General features: G+C 67.8%; 15 protein-coding genes. 5 read left to right on the top strand and 10 right to left on the bottom strand.

Annotated features, from left to right (window positions below; genetic code table 11):
* Nucleotide 1 precedes the first annotated feature (1 nt).
* The 6 genes from E0H92_RS04345 to E0H92_RS04320 all read right to left on the bottom strand — a co-directional run bounded on the left by E0H92_RS04345 (nt 2) and on the right by E0H92_RS04320 (nt 4590).
* A complete protein-coding gene (locus E0H92_RS04345) occupies nt 2-1222 on the bottom strand; it encodes a bifunctional glycosyltransferase family 2/GtrA family protein (RefSeq protein WP_131495448.1) in 1221 nt (406 codons plus the stop codon).
* 63 nt (nt 1223-1285) lie between these two features.
* Nucleotides 1286-1678, bottom strand: coding sequence for a hypothetical protein (locus E0H92_RS04340; protein WP_131464782.1), 393 nt, complete (start codon nt 1676-1678; stop codon nt 1286-1288).
* Nucleotide 1679: 1 nt separating this feature from the next.
* On the bottom strand, nt 1680-2036 hold the full coding sequence (locus E0H92_RS04335; RefSeq protein WP_131464780.1) for a hypothetical protein: 357 nt from the start codon (nt 2034-2036) through the stop codon (nt 1680-1682).
* A gap of 3 nt (nt 2037-2039) precedes the next feature.
* Nucleotides 2040-3476 carry an adenylosuccinate lyase gene (gene purB / locus E0H92_RS04330; RefSeq protein WP_131464778.1) on the bottom strand — a complete coding sequence of 479 codons (1437 nt, stop codon included), beginning with the start codon at nt 3474-3476 and terminating at the stop codon, nt 2040-2042.
* A 15-nt stretch (nt 3477-3491) separates the two neighbouring features.
* Entirely contained in the window at nt 3492-4109 is a 618-nt protein-coding gene (locus E0H92_RS04325; RefSeq protein WP_131464776.1) for a hypothetical protein, read from the bottom strand.
* Nucleotides 4102-4590 carry a SigE family RNA polymerase sigma factor gene (locus E0H92_RS04320; protein ID WP_131464774.1) on the bottom strand — a complete coding sequence of 163 codons (489 nt, stop codon included), beginning with the start codon at nt 4588-4590 and terminating at the stop codon, nt 4102-4104. Before E0H92_RS04320 ends, E0H92_RS04325 begins: the two co-directional genes overlap by 8 nt.
* Nucleotides 4591-4661: 71 nt before the next feature.
* Here E0H92_RS04320 and E0H92_RS04315 point away from each other — a divergent pair, with 71 nt between their 5' ends.
* Entirely contained in the window at nt 4662-5171 is a 510-nt protein-coding gene (locus E0H92_RS04315; RefSeq protein ID WP_131495447.1) for a TIGR04222 domain-containing membrane protein, read from the top strand.
* On the opposite strand, the gene purD is transcribed toward E0H92_RS04315, so the two are convergent.
* Nucleotides 5168-6445 carry a phosphoribosylamine--glycine ligase gene (gene purD, locus E0H92_RS04310; protein ID WP_131495446.1) on the bottom strand — a complete coding sequence of 426 codons (1278 nt, stop codon included), beginning with the start codon at nt 6443-6445 and terminating at the stop codon, nt 5168-5170. The two genes, E0H92_RS04315 and purD, sit on opposite strands and share 4 nt — an antisense overlap.
* 76 nt (nt 6446-6521) lie before the next feature.
* Between purD and E0H92_RS04305 the strand changes: the two genes are divergently transcribed.
* Genes E0H92_RS04305 through E0H92_RS04295 form a run of 3 tightly spaced genes read left to right on the top strand, consistent with a single transcriptional unit; the run spans nt 6522 to nt 9696 of the window.
* A complete protein-coding gene (locus tag E0H92_RS04305; protein WP_238152983.1) occupies nt 6522-7439 on the top strand; it encodes a carbohydrate ABC transporter permease in 918 nt (305 codons plus the stop codon).
* Entirely contained in the window at nt 7436-8278 is an 843-nt protein-coding gene (locus tag E0H92_RS04300) for a carbohydrate ABC transporter permease (RefSeq protein WP_131464768.1), read from the top strand. The genes E0H92_RS04305 and E0H92_RS04300 overlap by 4 nt, the downstream gene beginning before the upstream one ends.
* 14 nt (nt 8279-8292) lie before the next feature.
* Nucleotides 8293-9696: an ABC transporter substrate-binding protein gene (locus tag E0H92_RS04295; RefSeq protein ID WP_131495445.1), complete on the top strand. Its 1404-nt coding sequence runs from the start codon at nt 8293-8295 to the stop codon at nt 9694-9696.
* 325 nt (nt 9697-10021) lie between these two features.
* Here E0H92_RS04295 and E0H92_RS04290 read toward each other — a convergent pair whose 3' ends face one another.
* Nucleotides 10022-10462 carry an SgcJ/EcaC family oxidoreductase gene (locus E0H92_RS04290; RefSeq protein ID WP_131465309.1) on the bottom strand — a complete coding sequence of 147 codons (441 nt, stop codon included), beginning with the start codon at nt 10460-10462 and terminating at the stop codon, nt 10022-10024.
* 128 nt (nt 10463-10590) lie between these two features.
* Between E0H92_RS04290 and E0H92_RS04280 the strand changes: the two genes are divergently transcribed.
* Complete coding sequence (locus E0H92_RS04280) at nt 10591-12291, top strand: DUF222 domain-containing protein (RefSeq protein WP_165549689.1); 1701 nt, start codon at nt 10591-10593, stop codon at nt 12289-12291.
* Nucleotides 12292-12553: 262 nt separating this feature from the next.
* Here the strand turns inward: E0H92_RS04280 and E0H92_RS04275 are convergent, their stop codons facing one another.
* Both E0H92_RS04275 and E0H92_RS04270 read right to left on the bottom strand, forming a co-directional pair.
* A complete protein-coding gene (locus E0H92_RS04275; protein WP_238173305.1) occupies nt 12554-13162 on the bottom strand; it encodes a hypothetical protein in 609 nt (202 codons plus the stop codon).
* An 81-nt stretch (nt 13163-13243) separates the two neighbouring features.
* Complete coding sequence (locus E0H92_RS04270; RefSeq protein WP_131495442.1) at nt 13244-14104, bottom strand: alpha/beta fold hydrolase; 861 nt, start codon at nt 14102-14104, stop codon at nt 13244-13246.
* Between the last annotated feature and the right edge of the window lie 160 nt (nt 14105-14264).

Raw genomic sequence — 14264 nt, 5'->3', positions numbered from 1 at the left:
CTCAATTGCTCCGGGTGTTTTCGAGAACCGCCGGGGGTTCGAAGGTCGGGATGGTGGGTGCGTCGTCGTCGAAGACCCAGGCCTGGAAGAGGCTGAACCGGACGACGGTCGCCGCCAGGTTCGCGATGGTCAGGACGGTGACCTCGACCGCCTGGTGCGGCGCGGAGACCGCGGTGTGCAACAGCCAGAGCGACGCCGCGGTCAGGCTCCAGCCGATCCCGAAGGTGACCAGGCCGCGTAGGTGATGCCGCCAGCGGCCTTCCACACCGCGTACTCCAAACGTGATCCGCCGGTTGAGCGCGGTGTTGCCGACCGCGGTGATCAGCAGCGCCAGCAGGTTCGCCACCTGGGCCGGCATGCCCTGGCGCAGCACGAGATAGAGCAGCGCGTACGCCGCCGTACTCAGCACCCCGACGGCGCAAAAGCGCAGCACCCGCGCGGCCATCGCGGTCCGCGGATCGAGGATTCGCGGCCGGCCGTACTTCTGCCGGATCGGCTCCAGGTCGACGCGGCTGCGCATCAGTCGGGCGATCCCCCGCAGGTCCTCGCCCACCGTCTTCGCGATCGCGACCCGGGAGTCCAGGTCGTCGACCCAGTCCACCGGGACCTCGTGGATCCGCAGCCCGGCCTGCTCCGCGAGCACCAGCAACTCGGTGTCGAAGAACCAGCTGGTGTCCTCGACCAGCGGCAGCAGCTCGCGCGCCACATCGGCCCGGATCGCCTTGAACCCGCACTGCGCGTCGGAGAAGTGTGCGCTTAGCGTTGCCCGCAGCAACAGGTTGTACGAGCGTGAGATGAACTCCCGCTTCGGCCGCCGGACCACCCGGGAGCTCTTCGCCAACCGGGTGCCGATGGCAACGTCACTGTGCCCGGCGAGCAACGGCGCGACCAGCGGCAGCAACGCGTTGAGGTTGGTGGAAAGGTCGACGTCCATGTAGGCGAGCACTTCGGCGGTGCTGGCGGACCAGACCTGCTTCAGCGCGCGGCCGCGCCCGGACTGCTCGAGCCGGACCACCCGGACCCCGGGCAGCTCGGCGGCGAGCAGCGTGGCGATCTCATATGTCGCGTCCGTACTTCCGTTGTCCGCGACGCAGACCTCGGCCGGAAACGGGAAAGCGGTGTCGAGGAACTCCCGCAACCGTCTGATGTTCGGTCCGAGGTCGTTTTCCTCGTTCTTGACGGGTACGACGATCTCGACCCGAGGATGACCTGGAATCTGCATGTCACCGATGCTGTCCGGCGAACCTGAGTCAGCCCCTGCGCATGGCTGGCAGTTTCCTGGCAGTTACCGAGTGCGACGCAACCAGAGCAGACCCAGCACCGGAAGCACCAGCGGAACGAAGCCGTATCCCTGGCCGAAGTGCGACCACACGGTCGCGTCCGGGAAGTCGTCCGGTACGGCGTAACTGAAGGCGCCGATGCCGATCACGCCGGCCAGCTCGATCGCGATCGCGACGGTGGCGACCTTGCGCGACACCACGGTCGCCTTCGCCAGCGCGAACGTCGCGGCGCAATAGATGACCGCGGCAACGGCCGACAACAGGTATGCGATCGGGGCGTCGCCGAACTTCGTGGCGATCTGGACGCCGGCCCGCGCGGTCGCGGCCAGCGCGAACACGCCGTACACCGCGATCAGGATCCGTCCGGGCCCGTGTTTGGTGGCCGCCGGACCGGTCATCTCAGACCGCCCACAGGTCGTGCAGCCGTAGCTCGAGGATCGGGATCACCAGACAGGCGATGGCCAGCGCACCGGCACCCCAGCGGCTGCTCTCGGCCAGCGCCCAGAACGCCCCGATCGGCAGGATGATCAGCGACCCGATCAGGTACCCGACGAAGAACGGCCCGGACACGTCACGGTCGGTCCCGCTGAGCTGCACGATCCCCACGACGAGCTGAGCGATCAGCGCGACCTCGATGACCCCGACCGCGCCGAGCACGGGCCAGTCGATCCGCTTGTCCCGCGCCGCCAGTACGACGGCGTACACCATCGCCAGCAGCGCCAGCGCGACGAGAAACCAGGTGAGCGGTGCGAACACGGGTTAGAGGATGTCACCCGGGGTGTAGGCGGCTGCTTCCGGGTGGCGCTTGGCGAGTTCGTCGATCTTGGCGACGACCGCGGCGACCTGGGCGACGGCCGCGCCGGTGAAGGACAGCGGCTCGCCGACGATGCCGACGATCTGCTCCTCGGTGAGGCCGAGACGGCCATCGGCGCCGAGGCGGTGGAACAGGTCGTTCGCCGCGAGACCCTTGCGCAGGTCGAGCGCGGTGGCGACCGCGTGCTCCTTGATCACCTCGTGTGCGGTCTCCCGGCCGACGCCGTTCTTCACCGCGGCCATCAGCACCTTGGTCGTGGTCAGGAACGGCAGGTACCGCTCGAGCTCACGCGCCACGACGGCCGGGTACACCCCGAACTCGTCCAGCACGGTCAGGAACGTCTCGAACAGCCCATCGAGCGCGAAGAACGCGTCCGGCAGCGCGACCCGCCGTACGACGGAGCAGAAGACGTCGCCCTCGTTCCACTGGTTACCGGCCAGCTCACCCGCCATCGACGCGTACCCGCGGAGGATCACCGCGAGACCGTTGACCCGCTCGCAGGACCGGGTGTTCATCTTGTGCGGCATCGCGGAGGAGCCGACCTGGCCCTCCTTGAAGCCTTCGGTGACCAGCTCGTGCCCGGCCATCAGCCGGATCGTGGTCGCCAGGCTCGACGGCCCCGCGGCCAGCTGCACCAGCGCGGACACGACCTCGTAGTCGAGCGACCGCGGGTACACCTGGCCGACGCTCGTCAGCGTGTGGCTGAACCCGAGGTGCTGCGCGATGTCCTGCTCCAGCTCCTCCAGCTTCGCAGGGTCACCGCCGAACAGGTCCAGCATGTCCTGCGACGTACCCACCGGGCCCTTGACGCCACGCAGCGGGTACCGCTCGATCAGCTCCTCGATCCGGGCGACCGCGACCAGCAGCTCGTCGGCGGCCGACGCGAACCGCTTGCCCAGTGTGGTCGCCTGCGCGGCCACGTTGTGCGAGCGCCCGGTCAGCACCAGCGCCGCATGGTCGGCTGCCAGCTGGCCGAGCCGTACGGCGGTTGCCACCGCACGGTCCCGGACCAGTTCCAGGCCGGCGCGGATCTGGAGCTGCTCCACGTTCTCGGTCAGGTCACGACTCGTCATCCCCTTGTGGATGTGTTCGTGCCCGGCGAGTGCGCTGAACTCCTCGATCCGCGCCTTCACGTCGTGTCGCGTGACCCGCTCGCGGTCCGCGATCGACGCCAGGTCGACCTGGTCGATCACTCGTTCGTAGTCCTCGACGACCCCGTCCGGAACCGCGACCCCGAGCCGGCTCTGGGCCCTCAGTACGGCGACCCAGAGCTTCCGCTCGAGCACGATCTTGTGCTCCGGTGACCACAGCTCCGCCATCGAGACACTGGCGTAGCGCGCGGCGAGAACATTGGGGATCCGGGGTTTGGTCACGAACCCCATTCTCCCAGACGGCGACTAGCTGACGGTCACCAGACCGCAGAGCAGCGCACCGGACAGCGTGCACACCCGGTACGAGCCCGCGGGCAGGCCCTTCGGCATCCCCAGCGTGTACGGACCGGCGCTGGAGAACGACGGGATCGCGATCCCCATCTCACCCGTCATCCGGATCGCGTACGGCGTGGTCGGGTCGCCGGGGATCTTCGCGACCAGCGTGTACAGCGACTTCTCCGGCGTGGACGCCGAGGCCAGCGAGAACGTCACCGCGCGGACCTGCTTGTCCGGGAACGTGGCGACGAACTGCCCGCCGGCGAGCGTGGTCACCGACTTGGCCGCCTTCAGCCCCAGCACACCGGCCTTCGGGAGCTTCGGCGCGGACGGCATCGTCGACACCTGCGGCGGAACGACGGCGTTCGTGGGCACCGGGCTCTCGGCCACGGGCGTGTTCGAGGCCGGACGGAGCGTCGGGACGATCGCGACAGCGCCGACCACAGCGGCGGCACCGATCACGGTCAGACCGGCGGTCCGGCGGCGCTTGCGGGTCTTGGCCGTGGTCAGAACGGAGTCGAAGTCTCCGGCGGACTCGGCGGCGCGGCGGTCGGCCAGCGCCTGCAGGTCCTCCTGCAGCTCAGGCATGGTCGTCACTCCTCAACAGCAATGAATCGGACAGGGCGTCCCGGGCCCGCGAAAGGCGCGACTTGACCGTGCCTTCCGCGATTCCGAGCGTGTCCGCCACCTGAGCCACGCTCAGATCACAGACGTAATGGAGGACGACGACCTGCCGGGTCGGCATCGGCAGGCCGGCGAGAGCCTGCTCGAGGTCACCGGTGTACCGGTCGGCGGGGTCCGGGACGTTCTCGGCCGGCAGCCGGTGGAACAGCTGCGTGAACCGATTGCCGTCCCGATGCCGGTTCGCGGCCAGGCGCAGGGCGACCAGGCGGACCCAGGCCTCCGGAGCGTCGTACCGCGACACCTTCTCCCAGCGGGGCACGAGCCGAACGAACGCCTCTTGGACGATGTCCTCGGCCTCGGCACGTGACCCGGTCAGCAGCGAGATCACGCCCACCAGCCGCGGCTGGTGGGCGCCGTAGAACTCTCGCAACCCCTCCGTCTCCATACCCACCAACACCCCCGACCTGTCCGTTCGGTTCCCTGTTTTCTGACCCTATTCAAAGTCACTGTGTGTACATGAACAAGTTGACCACGTACGAGGCCGCTTGGCTCATCGGCGGCCCCGGTCGAGCAGCACTGGTCACCTTCGTCACGCTGGCCACGGACGGCCGGCTGGACGTCGCGGACAAGCGGCAGCGGGTCAAGGTCGCCCGCGCCGAGTCGACGTACCCGATCGAGGCGGCCGCGCTCGCGCTGATCCCGGAGAGCGGGATCGGGGTCGGTGAGCTGTTGGTACGGCTCGCCGCCAGCGGGGCGATGAAGGACCTGGAGGCGGCGGTCCGCGCGAAGGGCCAGTTGCGGGCGCTCCGCTGGTTCAGCGCGACGTACCGCGAGCTGCTCGAGGACCCCGGCACCGGCGTACGGCGGGTCGCGGTGCTCGGCGTACCGGGGATCGAGGAAGAGCGGCTCCGGGACATGCTGGAGCACCCGTTGCCGGGGATGCCGAAGATCGATCCGTTCAAGCCGGTACGGGACAACACGATCGACGGGACGATCGAGCCGACATCCGGCAGCGGCTACATCTAGGGGTTGATCTCGCCGCGCTCGGCCTTGAGGGCGATGTCCGTGCGGTGCTGGGAGCCCTTGATCCGGATCTGACCGACGGCGGCGTACGCGCGCTGGCGGGCCTCGGCGAGGTCCTTGCCGACGGCGCTCACCGCGAGCACGCGGCCGCCTGCCGTCACCAGCTCCTCGTCGGCGAGCGCCGTCCCCGCGTGGAAGACGTGGACCGCGTCGCTCTCCGCCTGCTCGACCCCGGTGATCGCGTCGCCCTTGCGCGGACTGACCGGGTACTTCTTCGCGGCCACCACGACCGCGACCGAGGACGCGTTCCGCCAGCTCAAGTCGCCGTGGTCGGCGAGCTTCCCGGTCGCGGCGGCGTACAGCAGGCCGCCCAGCGGGGTCTTGAGCATCGGCAGCAGCGCCTGCGTCTCCGGGTCACCGAAGCGGCAGTTGAACTCGATCACGCGGACACCGCGGGACGTCAGCGCGAGACCGGCGTACAGGAGGCCGCTGAACGGCGTACCGCGGTGGCGGAGCTCGTCGATCGTCGGCTGCAGGACGTTCTCGGTGATGTCGGCGACCAGATCGTCCGGCGCCCACGGGAGCGGCGTGTAGGCGCCCATGCCGCCGGTGTTCGGGCCCTCGTCGTTGTCGCCGAGGCGCTTGAAGTCCTGGGCCGGCTGCATCGGCAGCACGGTCGTCCCGTCGGTGATCGCGAACAGCGACACCTCAGGCCCGTCCAGGAACTCCTCGATCAGCACCTGGTCGCACTCGGCCGCGTGCGCGAGTGCCGCCTCCCGGTCCGAGGTGACGACCACGCCCTTACCCGCGGCGAGCCCGTCGTCCTTCACGACGTACGGCGGACCGAACGCGTCGATCGCCGTCGCGGCCTCTTCGGGCGTGACGCAGACGTACGCCCGACCGGTCGGCACGCCCGCGGCGGCCATCACGTCCTTGGCGAACGCCTTCGACCCCTCGATCTGCGCGGCCTCCCGGGACGGCCCGAAGACCGCGAACCCGGCGTCCCGCAGCGGGTCGGCCAGCCCGGCCACCAGCGGCGCCTCCGGCCCGACGACCACCAGATCGACGCCGATCTCCCGCGCCAGCGCGACGACCGCGTCGTGATCGGTCACGTCCACCGAACGGCACCCGACCGACTGCCCGTCGTACGCCGGCCGCAACGCAGCAATCCCCGGATTACCCGGAGCCGCCACAACCTGCTCAACCTCCGAGTCCTGAGCCAACGCCCAAGCCAGAGCATGCTCCCGACCACCCGTGCCGACCACCAAAACCTTCACGGGCGCTCAGCCTAGCGTGCTCCGGCTCGGACGGCCCCTCGCGGTGTAAGACTGCGCTCTTACTGGAGGTAAACGATTGACTACAACAAGCTTGCCGGCGGGTGCCCGCCGCCGGCCGACACCGGCGTCCCTGCTGTCCTGGCTGATGCTCGTGCCCTGCCTGGTCGTGTTCGCGCTGTTCATCATCTGGCCGCTCGGCAAGTCCGTGTCACTGTCGTTGCACGGCTCTGACCTGTTCGGCCGGCCGGACGCGTACGTCGGGCTACAGCACTACAAGGACATGCTCGGCTCGGCCGAGTTCCGGCACATCCTCTGGGTGACCTTCGCGTTCGTGCTGCTGACCGTGATCCCCGGAGTGCTCGGCGCGCTGGTCGTCGTCCTGCTGCTCGAACAGCACATCAAGGGCATCCGGATCTTCCGGACCGCGTTCGCGCTGCCGTTCGCGTTCTCGGTCGCCAGCGCCTCGGTCATCTTCGCCACCATCTACAACCCGGCGATCGGACTCGCGAACGGCCTCCTCGGCCGGTTCGGCGTCGACCGGATCGGGTGGCTCACCGACCCGTCCTGGGCGCTGATCAGCGTCGCCATCACCACGGTGTGGATGAGCATCGGGTACAACGTGCTGGTCCTGTCCGCGGGTATCGGCGCGATCCCGGCCGAGATCAACGAGGCCGCCACCCTCGACGGCGCCGGCGGCTTCCGCGCGTCGCGGTACATCACGATCCCGCTGCTCGGCCCGCAGTTGTTCTTCCTGGTCGTGATCTCCACGATCCAGTCCCTGCAGGGCTTCGGGCAGATCAAGATCCTGACCCCCGAGGGCGGCCCGGAGCAGTCGACCAAGACCCTCGTCTACTCGATCTACCACACCGCCTTCGCGAACAACGCCAGCGACTTCGGCGCCGCGTCGGCCCAGGCGATCGTGCTGCTCGTGATTCTGCTCGCCTGTACCGCGATCCAGTTCGGCGTCCTGGAGAGGCGGGTGCACTACAAGTGAGAACAGGTCGTGTCGTCACCTACGTCGTACTGATCGGGGCAGCGCTCCTGGTCGTCTTCCCGGTGTACTACGTCATCGCCGGGTCGGTCATGTCGCCCGGCCAGATCTCGTCGTACCCTCCGGATCTCTTCCCGCACGGGTTCTTCACCGGCAACTACAAGGGCGCGACGTCGTCCGGTACGCCGATCGGGCAGCAGTACCTGAACTCGATCCTGCAGACGTCGATCATCACGCTGTCCCAGTTGATCACCAGCGTGCTGGCAGCGTACGCGTTCGTCTTCATGAAGATGTGGGGACGCACAGTGCTCTTCGGGCTCTTCCTGGCCACGCTGATGGTGCCGTGGGAGTCGATCGTGCTGCCGAACTACCTGACGATCACGAGCTGGGAACTCGGCGGGCACGGACTCACCAAGACGTACGCCGGCACGATGATCGCGCTGGTACTGCCGTTCTTGGCGAACGCGTTCGGGGTGTTCCTGCTCCGCCAGTCGTTCCTGCAGTTCCCGCTGGAACTGCGCGACGCGGCAACGATCGACGGCGCCGGCCACTGGCGGTTCCTCAGCCGGATCCTGCTGCCGCTGAACAAGCCGGCGCTGACGGCGGTCGGGCTGTACGTGTTCCTGTCCGCCTGGAACCAGTTCTTCTGGCCGTTGCTGATCGGCGACTCGGCGTCCCGCCGGACCTTGCAGATCGGCATCAGCCAGCTCAACGACGCGGAGGCCGCCGACCCGGGACTCATCCTGGCCGGCGTCACGCTGTCGATCCTGCCCACGCTGGCCATCGTGATCTTCGGCCAGCGCTTCATCGTCCGCGGGCTGACCGCGGGTGCGATTCGTTGAGAAAGGTTGTGCACATGCGATCCGTTCGACGTACGACGGCTGCCGCCGCACTGCTGGCGGCGCTGGCTCTGGTCGCCGCCGGCTGTGGCGGCAGCTCGTCCGATTCCAAGGACTCCAGCGGCGGGCAGGACGCGCCCGACGCCAGCGCGCTCGACAACGCGAGCGGGGTCACGAAGGTCACCTTCTGGCACGGTATGAAGGGCGCGAACGGCGCCGCCGTCGACAAGCTGGTGAAAGCGTTCAACACCGCGAACGCCGGCAAGATCGAGGTCACCGCGGTCTACCAGGGCGACTACGACGACACGATCACGAAGTACAAGACGTCGGTGCAGCAGGGCAACACGCCGTCCGTCGTGCAGATCTACGACATTGGTTCGCGGTTCATGATCGACTCCAAGCAGACCGTGCCGGTGCAGAAGTTCGCCGACAAGGACGGCTACACGCTGGACTCGATCGAGCCCAACATCGCGAACTACTACTCGATCGACGAGCAGCTGAACTCGATGCCGTTCAACACGTCGATGCCGTTGCTCTACATCAACAAGGAAGCCTTCGTGAAGGCCGGCCTCGACCCGGCGAAGCCGCCGACGAACCTCGACGAGGTCATGGCGGCCGCGAAGAAGCTGACCGTCAAGCAGGGCGGGAAGACCGTCCAGTACGGCTTCAACGCGGCGATCTACGGCTGGTTCGTGGAGCAGCTGATCGCGCAGTCCGGGACGACGTACTGCGACAACGAGAACGGCCGCAAGGACCTCGCGACGAAGGTGAACTTCGCCGACGAGCAGGGCGTGAAGATCGCCACCTGGTACCAGGAGATGGTCAAGCAGGGCCTGATGCCGAACACCGGCAAGAAGACCGACGACGCACAGGCCGTCTTCAAGTCCGGTACGTCGGCGATGCACCTGGAGTCGACCGGTGCGCTGCGCGGCTACCTGGACGCCGCGAAGGGCAAGTTCACGGTCATGACCGCGCCGTTCCCGCACCTGACCGCCTCCGACAGCGGCGGCCCGATCATCGGCGGCGCGTCCCTGTGGATCGACGGCCCCGGCCACTCGGACGCCGAGAAGCGCGCCTCGTGGGAGTTCGTGAAGTTCGCCTCCTCCCCCGCCCAGCAAGCCGCCTGGCACACCGGCACCGGCTACTTCCCGATCAACAAGAAGGCCCTCGACGAGCCCTCCGACAAGGCATGGGTGGCGCAGTACCCGCAGTTCACCACCGCGATCACCCAACTCCACAACACCAAGCCCACCAACGCCTCCTCCGGCTGCATCCTCGGCGTCATGCCCCAAGCCCGCAAAGCCGCCGAAGACGGCCTCGAAAAGGCGGTCCTCGGCACCGACCCAGCCACCGCCATGAAAGCCGCAGCCGACTCCATCAAGCCCCAAATCGACCAATACAACAAAACCGTCAAGAAGTAGCCGTCGAGAACTCCAGCCGCCCGAGCAAGAGGCTCGCCCGGGCGGCTGGAGGACCCCCACGCGTTTCCTCGCCTGCAGGTACTAGACGAGCAACTCGAACTGGCTGGTCTCACCATGGAACACCGACGCTCGCGCCCCGGCGTCGGTGAGCTCGAAGTCCAGTGCCGCGACCGCGTCGTCGACCTGCTCAACCAACTCCACAACACCAAACCGACCAACGCCTCCTCCGGCCGCATCCTCGGCGTCATGCCCCAGATCGACCAATACGAGAAGTAGCTACTCCTGAAACAGCCGCCCGAACACGCCCTCTTCGGGCCGGTGTCACTCATTTGCTGTGGTTGAAGACAGGCCTGCTTTCCGCGTCCGTGACCAACTCGTCCTCGAGAACGCCGGTGTTCTGGCAGGCAGTCAGCAGCCACCGTCCGTCTTCTTTCGTCATGACCCACAGCGGCGTACCCACGTCCGGCCCATCGGGCGTCCGGTACACCTGGCGCACTTTGACCGCGACGACGTCAGGGCGGAGGAACAGCACGTGCTCCAACTCGAACGTGACCGTCATGCCCTGCATGCCCCCAGGAAGCACCTGACGTGTGAAGGTCGAGATGGCCTCGAGCCCGAAGAGACGCTTGCCACCGCCCGTCGTCCAGATCGCATCCGCTCGGAACAAGCTGAGGAACTCATCGGGAAGTTCGTTGTTCTGCGCGTGTTCGACCGCAGCGACCACCTCCTCGATCGCAGCAATGTCAGCTTCGCGTGAATTGTCCATGCGGCCGATCATGAAACATCAAGCATGCTTGAGGTCAAGACGTCGCTTAGGGCACTTCCCCTTGTGGACAAGGCATCTGAGCTGGCCCCGATTTGATCGAGACCCTTCTGTGATCTAGAATCGAACGTATGTTCGGAGTTGATCTGGAGGAGCTCTCTACCGCGGATGTGCTGTCCGCGGCGTCGGAGTTCGGCCGGATCGAGAATCGGGCTGCGGTGCGGGTGTTGGAGGCGGCGTTGGTCTACGCGGATCGCCATGCGGTGGTGTTGGGCGAGCCGCGGCCGGGCTACGAACAGATCCACGTGTACGGCGGTGACGGCTGTCCCGGGGTGGCGGAGTTCGCGCCGATCGAGTTCGGCGCGGTGCTGCGGATGTCGTCGGGTGCGGCCGCGGCGCTGATGGGTGAGGCGCTCGCGTTGCGGCACCGTCTGCCAAGGATCTGGGCCGCCGTCCTGGCCGGGGACGCGGTCCCGTGGCGGGCCCGCAAGATCGCCCACGCCTGCCTGGCGCTGTCACAACAAGCCGCCGCCATCGTCGACCGACGCGTGGTCGGGATCGTCGACACAGTCACCCCCGGCGCCCTGGACAAGATCGTCAAGGCCGCGGTCTGGGAAGCCGACCCCGACGCCGCGAAAGCCCAAGCAGAAGCGGCAGCTCGCACCCGCGGCGTGTTCGTCGCCCCGTCCGATGACCACGGCACGAAACGCATCTGGGTCCGCGCCGCCGTCGGCGACGTGATCCGTTTCGACGCCTCCATCGACGACCTCGCTCGTGCGCTGAAAACCCTCGGCGACCCCGACGACCTCAACCAACGCCGCGCCAAAGCCCTCGGCTGGATCGCCGACCCCACCGCCGCCCACCACCTCCTCGAAGTAGCCCGCCACCTCGCCCGCACCCAACCCACCCAAGAACCCCCGAACACCGCAGCCTCGGACGGTGCGACCTCGGACGGTGCGGCCGGTGCGGACAGTGCGGTCTGTGACAGTGCTGATAGTGCTGGTGATGCTGCTTGGGGCGACCCGGAGGTGCTGGACTGCGCCGACTTCGAGCAGGAACCGACGCCGTCTGACACCGCCGCGTCCCGGCACGACAGCGGCGACGACCCGGGAGACACACACCACACGGGAGCCACGCACCACACGGGAGACGCGGAGTACCCGGGAGACTCGGATGACGCGGTCCGCGCGGTGCAGGGGAGCGCGAACGACGTGGCGGTGGATGCGTTCTCGCGGCGGGTGCTGGCTGGTGCGCTTCCGGCTCGGCTCGCGGCGATCAAGCGCGAGGCGTACCGCGAAGGTCTCGGCTTGGGCGGCGGACGGCGGAACCGGCACACGCTGTACGTGCACTTGACGGACCGGACGCTTGCTACCGGCAACGGTGTACTGCGGGTCGAAGAACTCGGACCGCTACTCGCCGGCCAACTGAATGAGCTTCTCGGCCACGACCAGATCGTCGTGAAGCCCGTGATCGACCTACAGGACCAGGTCAGCGTGCACAGCTATGAGATCCCCGACCGGATCCGCGAACGCGTACGGCTCCAGCACCCGGTCGACATGTTCCCGTACAGCGGGGCCGAGGCGACGGTGCGGATGGATCAGGATCACATCGCGCCGTACGAGCGTGCTGGTCCACCGAGACAGACGACCACCGACAACCTCATACCGCTCGGCAGACTCCACCACCGCGCCAAAACCTTCGGCGGCTGGCAGAGCCGACGCCTGCCCACCGGAGCAATCGCCTGGACCAGCCCCCACGGCTTCCGCTTCGTCGTCGACTACACCGGCACCCACCAAGTACCAACCGCGCCACTCACCCAACACGCCGAGTGACGTAGCGATCGCTGGTCCTTGTTCTAGCTTCGGGCCGCACAGACGCCACCGGAGCAACTGGCGGCTCTCCGGTCGCGGAGGCATCTGCAAGCGCTGGAAGACCTTCGGGCCACGGTTCGCTCAGCCAACTCGCGAAGATACGTCGACGAGGCGATCACGGCGGGTGCCAGCTGGCTGAACGGGGTTGTCAACGCAGTCGGGTCAGGCCAGAGCTGAGCGGGCTTCCTGGCTGGGACCGCCGGACGGAGTCGTCTTCAGACCGTCAGTAGTGCCAGTAGTAGCGGCCCGCCGCGTTCCACTCCAAGGGGTCTGTGGTGTGGTTGGTGAAGGACATGCCTAGGCCCTTGGCCAGCTCGACGGTGCGGGTTAGTTGGAGGGTGTAGGGGTGTTGGTTGTCGTCCCACCATTGTTCGTGCTGGGTGATGCAGGTTTGGTTGGTGTAGTACGGGTTGTTGCAGGGGTGGGGTGGGAGCCATTTCTGGAGGTGGCGGAAGTGGACTGTGGTGGAGCCGTTGGGGGGCTTGATGGTGCCGGTGGCGTCTAGGCAGTAGCCGGTCGCGGGGATGGTCCACTTCACGTAGTGCTGGCGGCCGCCGGCTGACGGGATCGGCTGCATGTTGGTGCAGTCTGCGTCGCCGATGGTTTCGGTGGTGACGCGTTGGATCTGGGTGAGTGGGCGGCCCGGGCCGTCGTTGTAGCCGTCGAGGAGGACCCAGTTGCCGTCGTGGATGAAGCGCTCCGCGGAAGCAGGCGGCCAGGCCTTCGGATCGCCCCAGGAGATGTCGGACTCGGTCGCGGTCAGTGGGCTCCAGGCCCACTGACCGGCCGCCGCGCTGCCGGCGAAGTACTGGCCGGCGGACTTCTCGAACATCAGCGAATACTGCGCATACGTTTGCGGCGCGGGTGCAGTCAGCAGGCCAACCACTAAAACGAGCGCTTTGATCACAGAGCGCTACTCTAGAACCTCGCGCAGCTTGGCGGCGAACTCGACCGGCTTGCCCGGCTGCCCGTACTCGTTGCCGAGGAAACCGCCGTGCCCGCTCGGGAACACGACCGGCGTCAGCCCGAGCCGCTCGGCCACGGCCTTCCCGCCACGCCCCGCGAGCGCGTTCTCCGACTCCTCGCCGACGCCGATCACGATCTGGTCGCGAACCTTGCCCAGAGCGTCGAAGTCCGGCTGGTACGACGTACAGCCGCGAAGGTTCTGCCCGAGCAGCGCGTCCGTACGCGACCCGTCGTCCTCGCCCGGCAGGCCGAACATCGCGGGATCCGGCGCGGGCCGCTCCGTGTAGTCGGCGGGGATCTCGCCGTCGTACATGACCAGCGTGATGAACTTCGCCATCCCGGGCCCGAGCCCGTCCCGCTGGTACGTCTCGTACATGTCCGCGACCGCAGCGAGCGCGTACGAGCTGTCCGGGAGGATCCCGGCGAGCGGCGGCTCGTGCGCGACCAGCGTGTTGATCAGGTCGGGGCGGCGGGCGGTCAGGGCGAGCGCGTTCACCGCACCGCCGCTGCTGGCGAAGATGTCCACCGGCCCGGCGTCCAAATGCTCGATGAGTGCCGCGAGGTCAGCAGCGTGATCCTCGGGCGACAGCTCCCCCGGTGAGCCGCTGCGGACGCTGCGCTCCACACCCCGCGGGTCGTACGTCACCACGGTGCGGTCCTCGAAGTGCGAGGCCAGCGTCGGGAATCCACTGGCCCCCATCGGCGAGCCGATCATCAACAACACCGGCCGCTGCGCCAGGTCACCGCGGACGTCGTACGTCAGCGTCGCCCCCGGTACCTCGAGTGTCTGCGTCACAGGCTCCGGCATCACAACACCTCCAGGTCCGGCCCACCCCCATTGGTCGGCCTCCTGACCGAGAGCCTAGGGCAAGTCTCCCGACTCCACGCCGTCGCGAGGAGGTGCTCGGTGCGGTAGCTCGGCGTGCGGGGGCGAAGGTCTCGATGCGGAGCATCGTGGCCTTTGCCCC

The sequence above is a fragment of the Kribbella speibonae genome (assembly GCF_004331375.1).
In the GTDB taxonomy this organism is placed as follows: Bacteria; Actinomycetota; Actinomycetes; order Propionibacteriales; family Kribbellaceae; genus Kribbella; species Kribbella sindirgiensis.
Note: the sequence above shows the minus strand (reverse complement) of the source record. Positions and strands in the feature narration are given on the sequence as shown.

Coding starts and splice junctions, on each gene's coding strand:
- E0H92_RS04345 (WP_131495448.1), bottom strand. CDS start 1,222: ATGCAGATTCCAGGTCATCCTCGGGTCGAGATCGTCGTACCCGTCAAG.
- E0H92_RS04340 (WP_131464782.1), bottom strand. CDS start 1,678: ATGACCGGTCCGGCGGCCACCAAACACGGGCCCGGACGGATCCTGATC.
- purB (WP_131464778.1), bottom strand. CDS start 3,476: ATGGGGTTCGTGACCAAACCCCGGATCCCCAATGTTCTCGCCGCGCGC.
- E0H92_RS04325 (WP_131464776.1), bottom strand. CDS start 4,109: ATGCCTGAGCTGCAGGAGGACCTGCAGGCGCTGGCCGACCGCCGCGCC.
- E0H92_RS04320 (WP_131464774.1), bottom strand. CDS start 4,590: ATGGAGACGGAGGGGTTGCGAGAGTTCTACGGCGCCCACCAGCCGCGG.
- E0H92_RS04315 (WP_131495447.1), top strand. CDS start 4,662: ATGAACAAGTTGACCACGTACGAGGCCGCTTGGCTCATCGGCGGCCCC.
- E0H92_RS04295 (WP_131495445.1), top strand. CDS start 8,293: ATGCGATCCGTTCGACGTACGACGGCTGCCGCCGCACTGCTGGCGGCG.
- E0H92_RS04290 (WP_131465309.1), bottom strand. CDS start 10,462: ATGGACAATTCACGCGAAGCTGACATTGCTGCGATCGAGGAGGTGGTC.
- E0H92_RS04280 (WP_165549689.1), top strand. CDS start 10,591: ATGTTCGGAGTTGATCTGGAGGAGCTCTCTACCGCGGATGTGCTGTCC.
- E0H92_RS04275 (WP_238173305.1), bottom strand. CDS start 13,162: ATGTTCGAGAAGTCCGCCGGCCAGTACTTCGCCGGCAGCGCGGCGGCC.
- E0H92_RS04270 (WP_131495442.1), bottom strand. CDS start 14,104: ATGCCGGAGCCTGTGACGCAGACACTCGAGGTACCGGGGGCGACGCTG.